The sequence below is a fragment of the Coprococcus eutactus genome, from assembly GCF_025149915.1.
In the GTDB taxonomy this organism is placed as follows: Bacteria; Bacillota; Clostridia; order Lachnospirales; family Lachnospiraceae; genus Coprococcus; species Coprococcus eutactus.
On the sequence record NZ_CP102278.1, the window covers coordinates 527094 to 546900 of the forward strand.

Consider the following 19807-nt stretch of genomic DNA (forward strand, 5'->3'; position numbering starts at 1 on the left):
ATGTTATGATGCATAGGATAATAAGTCGATGAGGGGAAAATATGTTTGATTATATAATTAAAGATGTTATGGAAGTGGTGGGATACCTGCCCATAGGAATTCTGTGCGGAATCCTTGCGGTTGCTATATATCTCGTGTGCGTGTGGCATGCTGGGAGAAAAAGACATTTGGATATTCATTTGTCGGATGGCAGCAGTGAAATAGATGATAATGATGTTCCGGCTGTGACCTCAGCGGTAACTCACATATGGAATTCTATGGTGTGGTTTCTGCTCGGAGTGTATCTTGCAGTTATGTTTGTGACGGTCTTTCTGTCTAGAGAGCCGGGGTCTAGGCAGGGGATAGACATGACATTGTTCGGAACCTGGGGCGAGACACCGCAGGCGCATGCATTTGTCATAGAGAATATACTGTTGTTTGTCCCGTTTGGAATATTGTATCCGCTGGCGGTTTCGACGACGGACAGAAAGCCGGATCTCAGGAAGAAAATAGGCTGGGAGAAATTCACAGTGCTGTTGGGATTCCTCATAAGCGTTGGGATAGAGACAGTGCAGCTTATAACGGAGCGCGGATATTGCCAGCTGGATGATGTGGTGATGAACACGCTGGGAGCACTGGTGGGGTATGTGGTATTTGCCTCTTTGAAATTTTGGACAGGCTTAGTCTTTGAAAAGCAGACGTGATGAAGAAAGCTATGAAGGAAATTATATAGTTGCAAAACTAAAAAATCCATATTTGGTAAAATTAAGATTGGATATTAAACAGAAGAAAAGAAATTAATTTGAGGAATAAGAAGGAGGAACACACATGCCGTGCACAACAATTTTAGTGGGTAAGGCCGCCTCATATGACGGTTCAACGATAATAGCGAGAAATGATGATTCGGGGGCTGGTTCATACACTCCGAAGAAGTATGCTGTGGTGCATCCTGAGGAGCAGCCGCGCATTTACAAGTCTGTTATTTCCCATGTGGAGATAGAGCTTCCGGACGATCCGATGAGATACACCTGTGTGCCGAACGCTCTAAGCGGTGAGGGAATCTGGGCGGCCAGCGGAGTAAATGCAGCAAATGTGGCGATGACCGCAACTGAGACTATAACCTCGAATCCGAGGGTGCTCGGGGCGGACCCGCTTGTGTGTTATGAGCCAGCAGACGGAGATAAGCCCGAGAAGGCAGGTGGAATAGGTGAGGAGGACATCGTGTCCATCACTCTTCCATATATAAAAAGTGCCAGAGAGGGTGTAATTCGCCTTGGAAGTCTGCTTGAACAGTACGGAACTTATGAGATGAATGGAATAGCATTTCAGGACGTGGATGAGATCTGGTGGCTTGAGACCATCGGCGGACATCACTGGATCGCGAGAAAGGTTCCAGATGACGTGTATGTTGTCATGCCAAACCAGTTCGGCATGGATGAATTTGACCTGGCAGATGCATTTGGGGCACAGAACGAATTTATGTGTTCAGCGGATCTTCCGGAATTTATAGAGAAATATCATCTGAACGTGGAGAATATGGAGTGCGTGATGCTGCGGAATATATCACAGACCGGAGAGCTACAGGATAAAGATGAGAACGATGATTGTGGACAAGAAGTCGACGACACCAACAATGAGACCGATTCGTCGGATGGCACATATACAAGTATAATATGCCCGAGGGATATATTTGGCAGTCATGACGATGCGGACCATGTGTATAATACGCCGAGAGCATGGTTCATGGAGAGGACACTTAATCCGAATTCCGCTGTCTGGGATGGCTCGGACGCAGACTTTACTCCGGTGTCGGACGATATTCCGTGGTGCATGATACCAGAGAAGAAGATAACTATGGAGGACGTGAAGTATGTCCTGTCCTCACATTATCAGGGCACTCCGTATGATCCATATGGAAATTACGGCGATAAAAGCCTTCGAGGTGCATACAGGTCAATCGGAGTGAACAGAACGGATTTTATGTCGGCGATCCAGATCAGGCCGTATGCAGGTGAGGACAGCAGTGCCATTCAGTGGCTGGCATTTGCATCAAATGCATTCAATGTCATGGTGCCATTTTACACAAATGTTGACGAGGTTCCAGAGTATCTGGCAAATACCTCCGCGGAAGTGTCCACGGACAATTTCTACTGGACCAGCCGTATGATCGCGGCAATGGCGGATGCATCGTATGCGAAGTCGGTGTTCCATATTGAGAGATATGACGAGAAGGTCATGTCTAAGGCGCATGAGATCATATACAGGTATGATGATCTTCTGGGAGCTGATAGGGATGTGCAGACGGATGCTGTAAGTAAGTTGGGGCAGAAACTCAGGCAGCAGGCAAACCGGGAGACTGCAGATATGGTAAGGCAGGCGGCAAGCGACACTCTTGGAAAGGTGCTTTATGAGCTGAGCAATCAGATGAAAAATTCATACTCCAGATCGGATGCGTAACTGAAGTATGCATGGCGCAGTTTGAGTGGTGACTTTTCAGTAGGGAATATACGCCATGGTGTCAGTTGTGAGTTTCTCTGTACCGGCTCGGTGTCACGCCATATTTTTTCTTAAACATTCTGTTGAAATATGACAGGTTGAAGAATCCGCAGTTTTCTGCTACAGACAGCACACTATCATCATTTGTGGAGAGAAGTCTTGCGGCAACATTCAGTCTGAAGTCGTTCAGGTAGGATACAAATGACACACCCATGGTGTTTTTGAAAAATCGCATAAAATGGGATTCTGAGAATCCACAGTAGGAGGCTATGTCTGTAATGGATATGGCCTCTTTGTAGTTTTCATCTATATATGAGAGGATGAGCTTGGTCCTTTCAAGATCTCTGGAGCGGTTCTTTCTGTCTGCCTCATCCCTGACCGTGGAGTTGGTGAACAGAACGTAGAAAAATTCAAAGTAACATCCCTTTAGAGCCAGATGATATCCTTTGGGAGTTTCAGAGCAAAGCTTATCCACTCGGTTCAGGCATGAGGAAAGCTGTGGGTACAATGGATCATCCTTGTCGTAGATGCTCTTTATGTCCACATCTCCCGCCAGGAGTGGTAAGAAAAATTCGCTGTCCAGTGAGTCGTGATTCTTTGATCTGAACATGTCGACGGAGAACAGGATATTTTCATATTCCATGGAGTAACCCTCGTGCTGAGAAATACCGTGGATGTGTCCGGGCAGGATGATGATGATGTCACCTTCCTCAACGTAATGAGTGGTAAAATCTACAGTAACATTTCCTTTTCCTTTTTTGATATAGATTATTTCCATAAACTCGTGCCAGTGCAGCGACACCGAATTGAAGTCCAACGGTATAGAACACAGATACGTATTATATGGAAACATCGGATCTGCGTGAGTCTTATTCTCCAGCAGGTTTTCATATTCCAGACTGTTCATGTTATATAACCCTCCACTTTGTCAAAGGGGACAGGTACCTCCGTCCCCAGGTTGATAGATGATAGAATTGTACAATTAATTGCCTGTATAATGCAAGCATAAATGAAGGAATGCTAATAAAATACAAATCATAACAGGAACTGTTTAGGAGGTATCAGAGATGAATAAAGCGTTGGAGCGTGGTGCAGGAATACTTCTGCCGATAAGCAGCCTCCCATCACCGTACGGAATTGGAACCATGGGAAGAGATGCTTATGATTTTGTTGATATGTTGAAAAGAGCAGGGCAGAAGTACTGGCAGGTACTTCCGATAGGACCAACAAGCTTCGGTGACAGCCCATATCAGTCATTTTCGGCATTTGCGGGCAATCCGTATTTTATCGATCTGGATACATTGATAGCTGAAGGGCTTCTCAAGAAAGATGAGGTGGAATCCTACAAATGGGCTGACAGTGATGACGAGATAGACTACGCTAGAATATACAGACAGAGATTTGAAGTCCTCAGAAAAGCATTTGGCAGATCGGAGCACAAAGACAGCAGGGATTACGCAGATTTCATAAAGGAAAATGAACAGTGGATAGATGACTATGCGCTGTATATGGCGATCAAAGCTGATCATAACAACAGAGAATGGCTTGCGTGGGAACCGGCGATCAAGAAGAGAAAGCCGGAGGCAATGGCAGCTTATAGAGAAAAGCTTGGTGAAGACGTGGAATTCTACAAATTCCTTCAGTTCAAGTTCTACCAGCAGTGGATGCCATTAAAAGAGTACGCCAACAGAAATGGAATAAGCATCATCGGTGACATTCCGATCTATGTTGCACTGGACAGTGCGGATGTGTGGGCGAACACGGATCAGTTCCAGCTTTCTGGAAGTCTGGCACCGTCAGTTGTGGCAGGGTGCCCGCCGGACATGTTCTCAAGCTACGGACAGAAGTGGGGTAACCCGATTTATGACTGGGATGTCATGGAGAAGGATGATTTCGCGTGGTGGAAGAAGAGAATTGCTGCATCTGCAAAGCTCTACGACGTGATCCGTATAGATCACTTTATCGGGATAGTCAGATACTACAGCATTCCGGCAAATGGAGAGCCGAAGGATGGCTACTACAGACAGGGACCGGGAAAGAAGCTCATCGATGCTATAGACAGTGCCATAGGTTCATCCAAGGTTATAGCTGAGGATCTCGGCGTGGTCGTGCCAGAGGTTCAGAAGCTGGTGAAGGAATCCGGTTATCCGGGCATGAAGGTGTTGGAATTTGCATTTGACGGCAATACGGCAAATGAATATCTGCCGCACAATCACGCAAAGAACTACGTAGCGTATATCGGAACCCACGATAATGATATGCTGAAAAGCTATATCAGCGGACAGAGTGAGGAGCTTCAGGAATATATGATGAAGTACCTCATGGCGAACGGCCTGGATGATGTGGCAGAGAAGATGATACATGCACTTTACATGAGCTCAGCGGACACGGTCATACTTCAGATGCAGGATATTTTGGGCAAGGACAACAGCGCCAGAATGAACTATCCATCAACGCTTGGCGGCAACTGGAAGTGGCGGCTTACGAAGCAAAGAGCTGCAGCAAATGAAAACAGGAGCGATGCGGTTCAGGGCGCAACATGGGAATTTACACAGGAACATATAGATAAATTAAGGGATCTCACCAGACTGTATGGAAGATAATGTGTCAAGTTTTCTGTGAAAACTTGACATGTAGCATCAGCTCTCGCCGAAGGCGACTCAGAATGAGCTGATGTTCAAGCAAACAGGGTGAAGACGTATATTTGTAAGGAGGATATTATGTTAAAGGATATTTGCATGAAGAAATACAACAAGGAGATCAAGGATTGTACAAATGAGGAGATATACTTCGCACTCCTTGATATGACAAAGAAGCTCGCAGACGGAAAGGTTTCAGAGGAGGGACAGAAGAAGGTTTATTACATCTCAGCAGAGTTCCTCATTGGAAAGCTTCTCTCGAACAATCTCATCAACCTTGGTGTATTTGACGAGGTTAAACAGGTGCTTGCTGAGAATGGCAAGAGCATCTATGACATAGAGGAGGTTGAGCCGGAACCATCACTTGGAAATGGCGGACTTGGAAGACTTGCAGCATGCTTCCTTGACTCCATGGCAACCCTCGGACTTCACGGAGATGGAATTGGACTTAACTACCACATGGGTCTGTTCAAGCAGGTATTTGAGAACAACTATCAGAAGGAGACTGCAAATCCTTGGATTGAGGCAGACAGCTGGCTCGAGAAGACAGACGTTACCAACACGATCACATTTGGCAATCTGAAAGTTCAGTCAAGAATGTACGATATAGATGTAACCGGATATGAGAACAGAACAAATAAGCTCCACCTCTTCGATATCGAGAGCGTTGACGAGTCCATCATGGAGCCGGACGGAATTAACTTCGACAAGACAGACATTGCAAAGAACCTGACACTTTGCCTGTACCCGGACGACAGCGATGAGGCTGGAAATCTTCTCCGTATCTACCAGCAGTATTTCATGGTGGCAAATGGTGCAAAGCTCATTCTTGATGAGGCTAAGGCAAAGGGTTCAAACCTTCACGACCTGGCGGATTATGCAGCAGTTCAGATCAATGATACACATCCTTCTATGGTGATTCCTGAGTTCATCAGACTTCTTACCGCTGAGGGAATATCATTTGACGAGGCTACAGAGATCGTGACAGAGGTGTGCGCATACACCAACCACACTATCCTTGCAGAGGCTCTTGAGAAGTGGCCGCTTGCATACCTTGAGAAGGTTGTTCCACAGCTTGTTCCTATCATCAAGAAGCTGGATGAGAAGGTTCGTAACAGATATAAGGATGAGAGCGTATACATCATCGACAAGGATCAGAGAGTGCACATGGCACACATTGATATACACTATAGCCACAGTGTAAACGGTGTTGCATACCTTCACACAGAGATCCTCAAGGATTCTGAGCTGAACAACTTCTACAAGATCTATCCTGAGAAGTTCAACAACAAGACAAATGGTATCACATTCAGAAGATGGCTTCTCCACTGCAACGAGCAGCTTGCAGCTTATATCACAGAGCTTATCGGTGACGGCTACAAAAAGGATGCAGAGAAACTGAATGACCTCGCTAAGTTCTATGATGATGATGCAGTCCTTGGCAGGATCATGGATATTAAGAAGCAGAACAAGGTCGTTCTCAAGGATTACCTTAAGGAGACACAGAACATTGACATAGATGAGAATTCTATCTTTGATATACAGGTTAAGAGACTTCATGAGTACAAGCGTCAGCAGATGAACGCACTTTGGGTTATCCACAAGTACTTCGATATCAAGGCAGGAAATCTTCCAAAGACTCCTGTAACTGTAATATTTGGCGCAAAGGCAGCTCCTGCATACACCATCGCAAAGGATATCATCCATCTTATCCTCTGCCTGCAGCAGCTCATCGATAATGACCCAGAGGTGAACCCATACCTCAAGGTTGTCATGATCGAGAACTACAATGTGTCAAAGGCAGCAAAGATCATACCTGCATGTGACATTTCAGAGCAGATCTCACTTGCATCAAAGGAGGCATCAGGTACCGGAAATATGAAGTTCATGTTGAACGGCGCGCTTACACTCGGAACAAGAGATGGTGCAAATGTTGAGATTGGTGAGCTTGTCGGTGAGGATAACATTTACTTCTTCGGCGAGTCAAGCGAGGCAGTCATCGACCACTATGCAAAGGCTGATTATGTGTCAAAGGATTACTACGAGCAGCCTGAGATCAAGAAGCTTGTTGATTTCATCGTGAGCGATGAGCTCCTTGAGATCGGACAGAAGGAAAGTCTTGAGAGACTTCACAACGAACTTATCGTTAAGGACTGGTTCATGACACTTCTGGATGTTGAGGATTATATCAAGACCAAGGAAGGCGTACTTGTAGATTACGAAGATCGCAAGACTTGGGCAAAGAAGGCACTTGTCAACATCAGCAAGGCTGGATTCTTCTCATCAGACAGAACCATCGCTGAGTACAACAAGGACATCTGGAGATTGTAATATAAAGCTAGGTTATTTCCCAGCAGGGGACGGAGGGGACAGGTACCTCCGTCCCCTTTTGATTTAGGTTTTGGTGGCATATAGGAAGTAAGTCGGTTATAATTAAATTTACTAAAGTTGGAATGCGATACGAAAACAGTTCACATCAAGAAAAAGAAAGGCAGTGGAGAGATGTATAGAATACTGATCGTTGATGACGAGAGAATAGAGAGAAACGGGATAAGATTCCTCCTGAAAAAGTTGAATATGGAATTTGATATTGACGAGGCGGTAAACGGTCTTGATGCACTGGAGAAGATACGTCAGGAGGATTATGATATCCTTCTCACCGATGTGAAGATGCCTTTCATGGACGGTATAGAACTCATTGACAATGTGGTAAATGAGAAGAAGAAAATGAGATGTGTGATATTCAGCGGCTGCAATGAATTTGACTATGCTAAGAGAGCAATAAGGTTGGGGGTTGTGGATTATATACTGAAACCGGTCGATCCAAAGGAGTTTAAGGATACGCTGGAGAAGGTTGTGGATGAGCTTGAGGCGGCTAAAGCCTCGGATGAGCTCAAGAGCAAGAGCATGGAATTCCTTTATGAGCATGCGCTATATATGCTTGTAAATGGCGAAGATATAGAGAGTATACGCAGAGAGTACAACGGTCTGAACCTGAATTTCGCCAGATTTAAGAGAATTCTGCTGGTTGAATTTAATCACGATTTCTTTGGAAGACGAGATGTAGATTTCAAGAAAAATGAGAAGATAATGGCACTTGGAATACAGAGATACCTCAATCTGAATCAACAGCAGGAACTTATTTTTCTGGGCGACGAAACAGATGCGGTTTACACGGCCCAGGAGCTTGTCAAAATAATTAAAAGTGATTACGATGAGGAATGTTTTATAGCAGTTTCATCGGATATAGAGAAACCTGAGGACATGAAACAGAAGGTTGATGAGCTTGATGAGCTTATGGACAATAAGTTTTATCATCCGGAGATAAAGGTGTTCTACCCAAATATGGAGAGTGATTCATCAGGAATGATCCAGTTTGATGATGACACTCTCATGAAACAGATGAAACAGGATATCAAGATGAAGGATGTGGAGGCCCTCAGGGAACATTTTGACAAATTCTGTGAAAAGTACAGGCACAAGAATGAGTGCTCACAGATATATATAAAGTTTCTCTACTCAAATCTTTTGAAAGACATATACGGCAGTATAGATGGGACCAGTGAGGCGGATCTTAACAAGGATGTTGAAAAGATGTATATGACGACGGATTTTCAGAGCCTTACAGGCCTGGTTGAGGTTGCGATAGATAGACTGGCGGCCTGCTTTGAGGACAAGAGTCAGACCGGACATAAGGAAGTGGAGATGGTAAAGCAGTATATTTACAGGAATTACGGGAGCGAGCTTGGCATAGATATGCTTGCGGATATGGTATATCTTGCCCCAAGTTATCTCAGCACAGTGTTTAAAAAAGAGACGGGACAGAACCTGAGCAAATTTATCAAGTCATACAGAATGGAGAGGGCAAGGGATATGCTTGAGAATAGTATGGCGAAGATTGTAGATATAGGTGCGATGTGTGGTTATCAGAATGTATCTTACTTTTGCTCGAGTTTCAGGGAGTTTTATGGAGTGAGTCCTCAGAAATTCAGGGAGAGCGGTGTTGCAGGCGGTGAGTAGACATACAGCAGACTTGGAAAAGGGCGATTGCAGAACTCGTTAAGCAGGGGGATCGTAGATGAACAAAGGTGGAGTCAAGAAGAGATTTCGTGATATGAAGCTGACTGGCAAAATGGTTGTTATTTATCTGCTGGCCGGACTTGTGCCTGTTATGATAATACTGGGTATAACATATATGGAGATGAAAAAGATCCTGTGGGACCGGGAGACAACGATCCTGGAATCTTATGTCAGCCAGACCACGGATTCCATGGACAATGAATTGGAGATATACAACAATCTCTCTAAATATATATCGTATAACCAGTCGATTGCAAAGATACTGAGCGCGGATCAGTCGGCATATCAGAATTATGAGCAGTTCAGTACGGTGATCGATCCTCTGCTGGCATCAATCATGTATTTCCATGAGGATGTAAATCAGGTCACGATATATACTGATGCCAGTGATGTAAAACATGGGTCAACGGTTGCACCGCTAAAAGATCTGGCGGACGGAACGCATGAGTATGATGACCTGGATAACAATATACACTGGCATATTGACCTGGAAAGCCGCACTGCATTTTCAGTCAGCAGGATGGCTATGCTGGAGCAGAAAGGCGCCAAGGGCGTTTTGTATGTAGGCGTGGATTATGACAGTGTATTTCAACCGTTTTATACAGAGACAATGTTTGATAATTATGGGCTTATCATAGAGGATGAGTATGGACATATGATATTCAACAAGAATACATTTGCTGATGAGCAGTCAGCATATGAATTGGATGTGGACAAATTCGATGTTTTGAGAGAGATGGAAAATTCGGGGTATCAGTTCATAGATAAGACGTCCAAGGCGACAGGCTGGAACATATGTGTATACAAACCGAACAGACTTATAATCTCATCGGTTCGCCCGATACTTATAATAGCGGTGGCGGCACTTCTGATAAGTATGCTCGCAGGTATATTATGTATAAATATGGTATCAGAATTTATAACGAAGCGAATCAAAAATCTTCAGAAGACTATGAAGGCCACCGAGACAGGAAATCTGGGCATGGTTATAGAAAATGACAGTACAGATGAGATCGGTGATCTTATAAATGGCTATAACAGCATGAGTAAGCGCCTTGATGAGACTGTCAATGAGGTATATCAGAGCAAGATCAAGGAAAAGGAATACGAGATGAGGGCACTTCAGGCCCAGATCAATCCGCATTTCCTGTATAATTCTCTGTCTATGATCAATTGGAAAGCCCTTGAGGCGGAGCAGGAAGACATAAGCCGGATCACCTTGTCTCTGTCCACATTCTACAGGACAGCCCTGAACAAAGGGAAAAACATCCTGCTTGTCAAAGATGAGATAGCAAATATCAAGTCGTATCTTGATATACAGCTTGCCATGCATGACAACAGCTTTGATGTGGTGTACGACATAGATGACAGTATTCTGAAGTATGAAACATTGAATCTGATACTCCAGCCGCTGCTTGAAAACGCGATAGGGCATGGAATTGACGTCAAGACTGACGGCAGAGGAGAGATACGCATAGAGGGAAAGGAGAATGGAGATTTTCTTGATTTCACTGTGTCAGACAACGGAGTTGGAATGACAAAGACCCAGGCCGCCCTGATCCTGTCCAAGTCGTCCAATGGCTACGGTGTGTCAAATGTAAACGAGAGGATCAAGCTATATTATGGAGAGAAGTACGCGGTGAAGATCGAAAGCACCCCGGGAGTCGGCACGAAAGTAATGCTCCACTTCCCAAAGAGAGTAGAAAACTAGAAAATCATACAAAAATACAAAGAGTGGATGTACCTCTTGAAGCATATTAAGGCTCAAGAGGTACATTTTTTTATACTTTATAATAACAAATCCAGTTATCGGCGAAAAATAAAACAGAATCTATATATGTAATAAAATCTATATATGAGAGACATAATAACATTGCTAACACTCTGGGGGCGCCCGCCCATCAAAAAAACAACATATCTAAAAAATCCAACATGATTCTAAAATCATTGATATATACGGATTGGAAACGTTTTCTTATAATAATGACATAAGGTAAAGGTACTGCAAAGGTGTTAAAAACATTCAATCAAAACTACATTTTTAAGGAGGAACGGTTATGAAAGTTAAGAGATTTGCAGCAGTTGCACTTGCGGGTGTAATGGGAATGTCAATGCTGGCAGGATGTGGAGATTCAGGAAAGGATGAGTCAACAACAGCAGCAAAGAGTGATGCAACAGAGGCTACAGATGCAACAGAGGCAGCTTCAGAGGAAGAGGCGATCAAGACAACACTTACAGTATGGGGACCAGCTGAGGATCAGTCACCTGATTACGGCGAGTGGTTACAGACAACATGTGAGGCATTCAAGAAAGAGCATCCAAACTGGGATATCACATTTGACTATGGTACATGTAGTGAGGGTGATGCAGGAAAGACTGTTACACAGGACGTTTCAGCGTCAGCAGATGTATACATGTTCGCAAATGACCAGTTACAGACTCTGATCGATGCAGGTGCCATCTCAGAGCTCGGCGGAAGCACAGCAGATTATGTTAAGTCAACAAATTCACAGGCGATCGTAGATTCTATCACAGTTGATGGAGGTATCTATGGTGTGCCATTTACAACAAATACATGGTTTATGTACTACAACAAGAAGACATTTACAGAGGATGATGTAAAGAGCCTTGACACAATGCTTGAGAAGGGTAAGGTTTCATTCCCACTCACAAACTCATGGTACATCGCAGCATTCTACCTTGCAAATGGCGGAACATTATTCGGTGATGGTACAGACAATGATGCAGGAATCAACTTCGGTGGTGACAACGGCAAGGCTGTTACAGACTACCTGGTAGATCTTGTAAACAACAAGAACTTTGTAAACGATGAGTCAGGTGTTGGTATCTCAGGTATGACAGATGGTTCAATATCAGCAATGTTCTCGGGCTCATGGGACTACGCAGCATTACACGATGCACTTGGAGATGATCTCGGAATCGCAGTTATGCCAACAGCCAAGATCGGCGGTGAGGACAAGCAGCTCCTCTCATTTGCAGGATCAAAGGCAATCGCTGTAAATCCTAACTGTGAGTATCCACAGGTTGCAGTTGCACTTGCACTCTACCTTGGAAATGAGGCATCACAGGAGTCACACTACACAGCAAGAAACATCGTTCCATGTAACACAAGCCTTCTTGAGAGCGATGCAGTTAAGGGCGATGCACTTGTAGCAGCTCAGAATGCAACATTCGATACAACAGCATTCATCCAGCCATTTGTTCCTAAGATGGGCAACTACTGGACACCAGCAGAAAACTTTGGTAAGTCTCTCGTAAATGGTGAGGTTACACATGACAACGCAGCAGATATGACAGAGTCATTCAACACATCACTTAACACTGATGTAGCACAGTAAAAATACTAGTTATATATTTCAAAAACAGGTGCTCCATTCATCTACAGGTGATGGGGCACTTGTAATAAGAAGAGATAATGATTTACTTTGAGACGGAGGTGTTAGGATGGCTCAGGCTATAACAAATAAAAAAAGCAAAATAAAGAAAATACGAAGATCTGATTACCCATATACCGTTGCACAGGCAGCGGCAAATGGAGACATAGCTACCAGAATTTCATTTCTGATCTTGGGGTTTGGAAGCATAGTCAGAAAACAGTTTGTAAAGGGATTTTCGTACCTGGTACTTGAGGTACTGTTTATATGGTTTATGATAAAGCATGGAGCATCACTACTGGTGGATATCTTCCATCTGGGTGGTCAGGAACAGCAGAAGGTCTGGAATGAGGCAAAGGGTGTATTTGAATATACCCAGGGTGACAACTCTCTGCTCATGCTCCTGTACGGTGTGGCAACACTGTTTATAATTTTCGCATTCATCTGCCTTTGGGTAGTAAGTATAGAGAGCGCATACAAAGCGTATTGCCTGTGGGATAAGGGCAAAAAGGTTCCAAAGTTTAAGGACGATGTGAAGAGTCTGTTTGACAGCAATCTTCATGCATTCCTTCTTCCACTTCCTGTACTTGGAGTCGTTGTATTTACGATATTGCCATTGGTTTTCATGATATTTATGGCATTTACAAATTACAGCAAGCTTGGTTCACATACAGTTATATTCAACTGGGTTGGACTGAAGAATTTTGCAAAGATATTGAACTTTAGTGATGCAATAGGAAGTACATTCTGGTCAGTGCTTGGCTGGACACTTGTTTGGGCTGTGGCAGCCACATTCAGTAACTACTTCCTTGGAATGATACTCGCAATGGTGATCAACAGAAGGGGAACCAGGGCAAAAGGTATGTGGAGAGCGATCTTCATGCTCTCAGCAGCGGTTCCGCAGTTCGTATCACTTCTTCTGATGAGAACAATCTTCAGCCAGAATGGTATCGTCAATACATTACTTATAAATAACGGAATAATCGACAATGCTATTCCATTCTGGAGCAATGCAACACTTGCCAGAGTCATGGTAATTGTTATCAATATCTGGATAGGAATTCCATTTACCGTCATGCAGGTCACAGGAATTCTCCAGAGCATACCGGAGGAGATATACGAGGCTGCGAGAGTTGACGGCGCAGGCCCGGTAAAGATCTTCTTCAAGATCACTCTTCCTTATATGTTGTTTGTCACAGCACCATATCTGATAACAACATTTGCGGGAAATATCAACAACTTCAACGTTATCTACCTTCTGTCAAATGGAGCGCCTACTCCGGTTGGAAAGACTGCCGGAAAGACAGATCTTCTTGTCACATGGCTCTATAAACTGACGGTTGATAACCAGTACTACAACTTAGGTGCTGTTATAGGTATCATGACATTCATAGTTCTCGCTGTTGTGTCACTGGTAACTTACCACAACACCGCATCATATAAAGATGAGGAGGGATTTCAGTAATGGCTAAATCAAATAATGGGATTAAAGCAAGAAGCAAATGGACACTGGGAGACATCGTGGTTCATATCATACTGGTAATCCTTTCGGTTATCTGGGTACTGCCGATCGCATGGATAATCATGATAAGCTTCAGAGGAGAGAAAGGACAGTATGTTTCAACTCTGCTGCCAAAGTCTCTGACTCTGGCGAACTATACAAAGCTTTTTACAGACACAGGTATTCTGAATTTCATGCAGATGTTCAAGAATACTTTGATAATAGCAATTTTCTCATGTATAATATCAACAGCGTTCGTGCTTGCAGTTTCATACTGTATGTCAAGAATGCGTTTCAGACTGAGAAAGCCATTTATGAATGTGGCACTTATCCTTGGAATGTTCCCGGGATTCATGGCTATGATAGCTGTGTATTACATCCTTAAGGTTCTGGGACTTTCAGAAGGCTCGCTCATCAGGGTTGCTCTGGTACTCGTATATTCAGGCGGTTCAGGACTTGGATTCTATATCGCCAAAGGATTCTTTGATACTATACCAAAGTCGCTGGAAGAAGCAGCATACCTTGATGGTGCTACAAGATGGCAGTCATTTACAAGGATCATCATACCACTCAGCCGTCCGATCATAGTTTATACGGTTCTGAATTCGTTCCTTGCACCATGGATTGATTTCGTGTTTGCCAAGGTTATATGCAGAGCCAACAAGGACTATTACACAGTATCCATCGGACTTTGGAACATGCTCGAGAAAGAGTATGTGTACAACTGGTTCAACTCATTTGCGGCTGGCGCAGTGCTGATATCCGTACCGATTATCATTCTCTTTATGGTAATGCAGAAGTGCTACAAGGATAGCATGTCTGGAGGCGTAAAGGGTTAAGGATAATATATGAAATTATTTGCATAAACAAGTGGAATGAGGAAAGCATATGCCAGCAGAGCGATATAAATTCAAGTATCTGAAAAAAATAATAACATGTGTGCTAACAATTACCCTTATAATAATATGTGGCTGCCAGGACAATAACACCCCCTCCAACCCGTCTAAGGCGACCACAGATGCAGAATATGAGTCTGCCATGCATATTGCGGAGACAACGCCGCTTGGAAGGTATCCGGAACAGCTCACCTATACCCTGGGAAAGCTGTCCGGTGCAAATAATTCAAATCTCCCACAGGGAGAAACGTATGAAAATAACGCATACACACAGATATTAAACGAAATCTTAAATGTGCAGAACCAGGATATATTTGAGGCTGCTGATAATCAGTATGATGATAATGTATCCATGGTGATAGCACAGAAGGATCTTCCGGATGTGATGATCGTCCAGGACATGGATGAGCTGCAGTATCTGGTGGAAAATGACATGATCGAGGATCTCACAGACAGTTATAACAACTGTATGAGTGAAACGATAAAGAACATATATAAGAGTTATGGCAGCAGTATCATGGATGTGGTCACATTTGATGACCGTATCATGGCCATACCTGAGACAAATATATCAGATGGACCAAATCTGATATGGCTTAGAAAAGACTGGATGGATAAGCTGGGACTTGATGCTCCGAGAACACTTTCGGATGCGGAGGAGATCATCAGGCAGTTTATTGAGAAGGATCCGGGAAATAATGGTGAAGGAAATACCGTAGGGCTGGTGGCAGACACAAGTCTCTGCGGCGGTTGTGGTTATAGCAGCGAGTACACGCTCGACATTGTATTTGCCGCATATGGGGCATTTCCAAAACAGTGGATAAAGGATGAGGACGGAAAAGTTGTGTATGGTTCTGTACAGCCGGAGGCAAAGAAGGCTCTGGAGCATATACATGAGATGTACGAGGAAGAGATTCTGGATCAGAATTTCCTCATGCGGACAAGCAGCAATATAATAGAACTCATAGTGAATGGACAGTGTGGTTCGTTCTTCGGACCATGGTGGGCTCCAAATAATCCTCTTATGGACGCTGTAGCGGACGATCCAACAGCAAAATGGGAACCATATCTGCTTGCCACAGAGGAAAATGGTTCAACGAGTTATCATACCCAAGTTCCGTATGGCAACTTTGTGGTTGTCAAAAAGGGATATGAGCACCCGGAGATAGTGTGCAAGATAATAAGTGTGCTGTTTGACTATGTAAGATATGAGGATAAAGACAATCAGGCTATAAAGGATTACTACAAACTCAATGTGGATCCTACCGCAAGACCACTTGCGATGAACGTGGATTACAACAATGCACTTAAGATATGTTATGGCGAGCTGAGCCATGTGTTCTCTGGCGTAAGGCAGCCAGATGATCTGAATCTGCTGGAACAGTCTTATTATGAAGCATGTGATTCATATCTTAAGAATGAAGATAATGCGTCATCGGAGGACTGGGCGGCATATACATCCCGTATAACTGCGTGCAAGATCCTCAATGATGCGCGTACAAATAAAGTCGAATCTCTGTACTTCGGGGAGACCGAGACCATGATGTCAGACTGGTGGCACCTTGAGAATCTAGAGAGCGACACTTACCTGAAGATAGTTACAGGTGAAGCAGATCTGGATGAATTTGATAGTTTCGTGGACAATTGGTACAAGACTGGTGGAACAACTATTACCAAGGAAGTTCGACGTGAGTGCCGGTAGCTGGATATATAATTAAATAAAAATGATCACTCGCTATTTTCTATAGAACCTGACGGTGTCAAAACCGTCAGGTTTTTTGCTTTTCCGGACGGAACGTCCATGGGGACGGAGGGGACAGGTACCTCCGTCCCCCCTAAGGGTATGAATATAATTGGTGTAATGCGCACAAGGATGAGATTGTAAAAAAAGCTCAAAATTTATATACTATGTATACAGTATGAACTAGAACACCCGGCACAATACATAGGAGGATATATATGATAAGAGCAATAGTATTTGATTTAGATGATACATTATACGACTGCCTTCACGAGAATGATAAGGCAGTGGAAGACACTGTGAGATATGTGGCAAATGAACTTCTTCATATAGATGAAGTGACAGTGATGAAAGCATTTGAAGAAGGCAGAGACATGGTAAAGGATCAGCTCTCTGCCTGGGATATGGCGGCGCAGCACAACAGGGTGTTGTATTTCCAGAAGATGCTGGAGATCCTGGGGGTATCACCATTTAAGTATGATCTGCAGGTGTATAATTACTTCTGGAACAATTTTCTGAACAAGATATCCATATTCCCCGGGGCATTGGAGTTTATAGATGATATGAAAGCCAGAGGGATAAAGATAGGTATCTGTACAGATATGACTGCTCATATCCAGTTCAGGAAGATAGACAGACTTGGACTTACGGGCAGACTTGACGCAATGATAACAAGCGAGGAGGCTGGTATAGAAAAGCCGAACCGCAGGATGTTTGATATGATAGCCACAAAGCTGGGCGTAAAGAACGATGAGGTCATCTATGTGGGTGATAGCTACAAGAAGGATATCATGGGAGCGAAAAATGCCGGAATGACACCAGTGTGGTATCTGTCGCTGCAGAACAAGACGGACGAGGATGTACTGGCTGTGTCCAGCTATCCGGAACTTAAGAACATAGTGAATAGGGTGATGTAAAAATGCCGGAGTGCGTGATAATTAAAAATCACATACTCCGGCTTATTTTGTTTAATATCCGTATTTCTTTTTATTTTTTATAAGGAAGGTGATAGTTATGACAAGGGTCACAGCCTCCGCTACGGCCACAGCACACCAGATTCCATTGATGCCAAACACCATAGGCAGCATCAACACCGCTGCAAGCTGTATCACCAGTGTTCTGAGGAAAGATATGGTTGCGGATACAAGCCCGTTGCCTAGACCTGTGAAGAAACCTGAGCCAAATACGTTGAATCCGCAGAACAGGAATGATATGGAAAAAAGCATCATACCGGTCTGGGTCATACGGCATAGTGTATCATCATAGCCAACAAATATTCTTGCGATAGGGAGTGCCAGAACCTCGGACAAAACCGTCATTGTTATGGCTGTGACGGCGGTGATCACAAGGCTTTTTTTAAGCAGGCTGTGCAGCTGTTTTTTGTTACCGGCACCATAGTTATAACCGATGATAGGCGTGACTCCGATGGCATAACCGAAGAATATTGCCATGAATATGAATGACACATACATTATCACACCATATGCTGCTATACCATTTTCATTCGCAAGTTTCATAAGCTGCAGGTTATAGACCACAGACACAAGGGATGTGGACAGGTTGGTAAGCATCTCAGAAGAGCCGTTTCCACAGGCTTTCCAGATACACTTCCAGTCAAACTTTGCTTTCGTCAGTTTTAACGATCCTGTTGTGTTGGTCGCAAAATATATGAGCGGTACTACACTTCCTATAATCTGTCCGCACACTGTGGCAGCCGCAGCTCCGGCTATGCCGAGGCGGAACACAAACATGAGAAGAAAATCAAGTACCATGTTGGTGATACCCGCAAGTACTGAAACCAGCAGACCAAGGTTTTGTTTCTCTGCCGTTGTAAGAAAACTCTGAAAACTGTTCTGAAGCATAAAAAACGGCTCTGACAGAATGAGTATTCTTCCGTATAATATGGCGTCTGAGCGTATAGTATCGCTGGCTCCGAGGAGCTCGACTATCTGGGGCATGAAGACAAATCCTATGACTGCCACAATGCAGGACGAGATGATGATAAGCCACACCAGCATCGAGAATACTTCATTTGCCTTTTTCTTTTCCCCGAGCCCCATATAATATGAAGTCAGTGCGCTGCCTCCCGTACCGATCATGAATCCTATGGCGGATATCGCCATCAGCACAGGCATGACCAGATTGACCGCTGCAAATGGATTCTTGCCTATGATGTTGGAGACAAAGTAGCCGTCCACAATGCTGTAGATGGATGTCATGATCATCATGGCAATGCACGGCAGCACATATCTTATAAGCTTTTTATATGTAAATGAATCAGAAAGTCTTATTTCCATAATCCTTCAGTTCCTTTCTTAAGGTAATCGAGCTGACGCTGCATGAGTGAGAGCAGAAGTTCTCTTTCCTCATCCGTAAAACTCGAAAATGATGAAATATCAGCATTTGTCAGTGGCGTAATATATTTGTTGGCGAATGAGACTCCATTTTCCGTGAGTGATAAATATTTAATGTTCCCTGCACCTTTGTGTGTTGTCAGAGAAATGAGTCCCTTGCCTTCCAGTTTTTTGACAGCAGAGTTGCATGTCTGTCTGGGTATGAACCATGTGTCGCATAGCTCTGCCTGAGTAAGTTCAGCTTTATTCTCAATGGTCAATATATAAATTATCCAGAAAGCAGTTTCAGGCAGCCCGGAGTTTCTTGCCGCCTCCTGCCAGATATCGTCCTGAGCTTTCCAGAGGGTGTTAAATATGCGTAGCTGTTCTTGTAAATGACTGTCTTTATATGCGATCATAAAATATGAAAAAACTCCTTTAGTTATTATTGGGGTGCAAATTTAAACCCATAGCAATGAGAAAGTATTTTCTTAAAATATATGATATTTGATCGGGAAAGCACCACTATCCAATATAAATCCGAAATCGGATTTAGTCAAGCAAGTTTATATAAATTTTAATAAGAGGACAGGATAGTGGGTTAAGTAAAGATATGCATAAATATTTTCATTTAAAGGTATGTGAATGAGTTGTTTTGGGTAGGTAGTGTGGCTATAATAATAGACATGGGCTATGAATTTATAGATATATGTTATGGATGACTGAAATCTATGCGATGTGAAGAAA

Annotated in this window: 14 protein-coding genes; 11 read left to right on the forward strand and 3 right to left on the reverse strand. The window is 43.6% G+C overall.

All coding sequences use genetic code 11. The features are described from left to right. Nucleotides 1–41 precede the first annotated feature (41 nt). Together NQ536_RS02260 and NQ536_RS02265 are read left to right on the forward strand one after the other, a co-directional pair. Nucleotides 42–683 carry a VanZ family protein gene (locus NQ536_RS02260; RefSeq protein WP_004851584.1) on the forward strand — a complete coding sequence of 214 codons (642 nt, stop codon included), beginning with the start codon at nt 42–44 and terminating at the stop codon, nt 681–683. Between the two features lie 124 nt (nt 684–807). Next, nucleotides 808–2436 carry a C69 family dipeptidase gene (locus NQ536_RS02265; RefSeq protein WP_004851578.1) on the forward strand — a complete coding sequence of 543 codons (1629 nt, stop codon included), beginning with the start codon at nt 808–810 and terminating at the stop codon, nt 2434–2436. A 61-nt stretch (nt 2437–2497) separates the two neighbouring features. On the opposite strand, the gene NQ536_RS02270 is transcribed toward NQ536_RS02265, so the two are convergent. Next, on the reverse strand, nt 2498–3382 hold the full coding sequence (locus NQ536_RS02270; protein WP_004851576.1) for an AraC family transcriptional regulator: 885 nt from the start codon (nt 3380–3382) through the stop codon (nt 2498–2500). Nucleotides 3383–3542: 160 nt separating this feature from the next. Between NQ536_RS02270 and malQ the strand changes: the two genes are divergently transcribed. From malQ to NQ536_RS02315, 9 genes are all read left to right on the forward strand, one after another. Further along, nucleotides 3543–5078: a 4-alpha-glucanotransferase gene (gene malQ, locus NQ536_RS02275; protein ID WP_004851574.1), complete on the forward strand. Its 1536-nt coding sequence runs from the start codon at nt 3543–3545 to the stop codon at nt 5076–5078. 117 nt (nt 5079–5195) lie between these two features. Next, nucleotides 5196–7445 (forward strand): glycogen/starch/alpha-glucan phosphorylase, encoded by a 2250-nt coding sequence (locus tag NQ536_RS02280; protein ID WP_044998084.1) that lies wholly within the window; start codon nt 5196–5198, stop codon nt 7443–7445. Between the two features lie 117 nt (nt 7446–7562). Next, on the forward strand, nt 7563–9134 hold the full coding sequence (locus tag NQ536_RS02285) for a response regulator transcription factor (RefSeq protein WP_004851571.1): 1572 nt from the start codon (nt 7563–7565) through the stop codon (nt 9132–9134). Nucleotides 9135–9192: 58 nt separating this feature from the next. Further along, on the forward strand, nt 9193–10905 hold the full coding sequence (locus NQ536_RS02290; protein ID WP_004851569.1) for a sensor histidine kinase: 1713 nt from the start codon (nt 9193–9195) through the stop codon (nt 10903–10905). A 346-nt stretch (nt 10906–11251) separates the two neighbouring features. Then, nucleotides 11252–12553, forward strand: coding sequence for an extracellular solute-binding protein (locus NQ536_RS02295; RefSeq protein ID WP_004851568.1), 1302 nt, complete (start codon nt 11252–11254; stop codon nt 12551–12553). A 106-nt stretch (nt 12554–12659) separates the two neighbouring features. Further along, nucleotides 12660–14054 (forward strand): carbohydrate ABC transporter permease, encoded by a 1395-nt coding sequence (locus tag NQ536_RS02300; protein WP_004851566.1) that lies wholly within the window; start codon nt 12660–12662, stop codon nt 14052–14054. After that, nucleotides 14054–14929 (forward strand): sugar ABC transporter permease, encoded by an 876-nt coding sequence (locus tag NQ536_RS02305; RefSeq protein WP_004851565.1) that lies wholly within the window; start codon nt 14054–14056, stop codon nt 14927–14929. Before NQ536_RS02300 ends, NQ536_RS02305 begins: the two co-directional genes overlap by 1 nt. Nucleotides 14930–14978: 49 nt before the next feature. After that, on the forward strand, nt 14979–16688 hold the full coding sequence (locus NQ536_RS02310; protein ID WP_004851564.1) for an extracellular solute-binding protein: 1710 nt from the start codon (nt 14979–14981) through the stop codon (nt 16686–16688). Nucleotides 16689–16945: 257 nt separating this feature from the next. Beyond that, nucleotides 16946–17644 carry an HAD family hydrolase gene (locus NQ536_RS02315; RefSeq protein WP_004851562.1) on the forward strand — a complete coding sequence of 233 codons (699 nt, stop codon included), beginning with the start codon at nt 16946–16948 and terminating at the stop codon, nt 17642–17644. A gap of 51 nt (nt 17645–17695) precedes the next feature. Here the strand turns inward: NQ536_RS02315 and NQ536_RS02320 are convergent, their stop codons facing one another. Both NQ536_RS02320 and NQ536_RS02325 read right to left on the reverse strand, forming a co-directional pair. Continuing rightward, the gene (locus NQ536_RS02320) at nt 17696–19024 is read right to left on the reverse strand and encodes an MATE family efflux transporter (protein WP_004851560.1); all 1329 of its coding nucleotides are present in this window, start codon (nt 19022–19024) and stop codon (nt 17696–17698) included. Further along, nucleotides 19015–19479, reverse strand: coding sequence for a MarR family winged helix-turn-helix transcriptional regulator (locus tag NQ536_RS02325; RefSeq protein ID WP_004851558.1), 465 nt, complete (start codon nt 19477–19479; stop codon nt 19015–19017). Before NQ536_RS02325 ends, NQ536_RS02320 begins: the two co-directional genes overlap by 10 nt. Nucleotides 19480–19807: the final 328 nt, after the last annotated feature.